Annotated in this window: 2 protein-coding genes and 1 tRNA gene; 2 read left to right on the forward strand and 1 reads right to left on the reverse strand. The window is 71.9% G+C overall.

Annotated features, from left to right (window positions below; translation table 11 throughout):
- Positions 1 to 424 (forward strand): DUF3566 domain-containing protein (locus H5J30_RS33330; RefSeq protein WP_181791465.1); only part of this gene is annotated, 424 nt, incomplete at its 5' end.
- 68 nt (positions 425 to 492) lie between these two features.
- Positions 493 to 566, forward strand: a tRNA-Ile gene (locus H5J30_RS33335).
- Positions 567 to 634: 68 nt separating this feature from the next.
- Here the strand turns inward: H5J30_RS33335 and H5J30_RS33340 are convergent.
- Positions 635 to 1,398: MFS transporter (locus H5J30_RS33340; RefSeq protein ID WP_181791466.1), on the reverse strand; the 764-nt coding region annotated here is incomplete at its 5' end.

A 1,398-nucleotide genomic window follows, 5' to 3' on the forward strand; every position in this document is an offset into this window, starting at 1 on the left:
GCAGTCGGCCGCCGGCGTACGCAGGTCGCGTACCGGCGCGCGTACGGTCCCGCGCACCCGCAAGGCGCGGCTGCGGGTGGCGAAGGCCGACCCGTGGTCGGTGATGAAGGTCAGCTTCCTGCTCTCCATCGCGCTGGGCATCTGCACGATCGTGGCGGTGACGGTGCTGTGGATGGTGCTGGACGCGATGGGCGTCTTCAGCACGGTCGGCGGCACGATCAGCGAGGCCACCGGCTCGGACGACTCGGCCGGCTTCGACCTGGAGTCGTTCCTGTCGCTGCCCCGGGTGGTCGGGTTCACGGCCGTGGTGGCGCTGATCGACGTGGTCCTCGCCACGGCGCTGGCGACGCTGGGCGCGTTCATCTACAACCTCTCCGCCGGCTTCGTCGGCGGCATCGAGGTCACGCTGGCGGAGGACGAGTAGCGCCGGCCGGGTACACCCGCTATCGATTTGGGCCGCGGCTCGGCGGTGGGGTAATCTCTGTGCAGCGCGCGGCTATAGCTCAGTCGGTTAGAGCGCATCCCTGATAAGGATGAGGCCCCAGGTTCAAGTCCTGGTAGCCGCACCGGAATTGGCGAAGGGCGCCTCCTCGGCGAGGAGGCGCCCTTCGCCTTTGTCATGCGGGCGCGGGTGTCATGCGGGTGCGGGTCCGGTGGCGGAGCGGGTGTGCTTGCTCGGTCGGGGGAGGAAGGGGACCAGGAGCATCGAGGCGGCGGTGATGACGCCGGCGGCGAGGAAGGCGCGGGCGTAGCCGTCCTCGGGGCCGCCGGACCCGTCGGAGGCGATCGCGCCGAGGATCGCCAGGCCCAGCACCGCGCCGATCTGGCGGGAGGTGTTGACCAGGCCCGAGACGCCGCCGGCGTCCCGCTCTCCGACGCCTGAGGTGGAGACGTCGGTGAGCAGCGCCATCAGTACGGCCATGCCCGCGGCCATCGGGAGTGCCGGGCCGAGGATCGCGGAGGCGAACGTGCCGTCCGCGTCCAGCACCGCCGCCTGCCACAGGAATCCGCCGGCCGTGAGCAGCCCGCCCACGACCGTCATCGTGCGGCTGCCGAAGCGGGCCGTGAGCCGGGGCGCGAGCTGGGAGGCGAGGATCAGCGCGGCGGTGTGGGGGAGGAAGGCCAGGCCGGTGCGGATGGCGCTGTAGCCGAGGACCGTCTGCATGTAGAGGGTGAGGAAGTACCACATCGCGAAGCCGCCGACCATGCTGACGAGCGTGACGACGTTGCCGACGGCCACCGCGCGGATGCGGAAGAGCCGCAGCGGCATCAGCGGCTGCGCGGACCGCGCCTCCACGGCCACGAAGCCCGCCAGCGCCACGAGCCCGGCCAGCACCGGCAGCAGCGCGGAGCCGGCGGTCCAGCCGGCGGACTCGGTCTCGGTGATGCCGTACGCAA

This window comes from Streptomyces phytophilus (assembly GCF_013870535.1).
In the GTDB taxonomy this organism is placed as follows: domain Bacteria; phylum Actinomycetota; class Actinomycetes; order Streptomycetales; family Streptomycetaceae; genus Streptomyces; species Streptomyces phytophilus.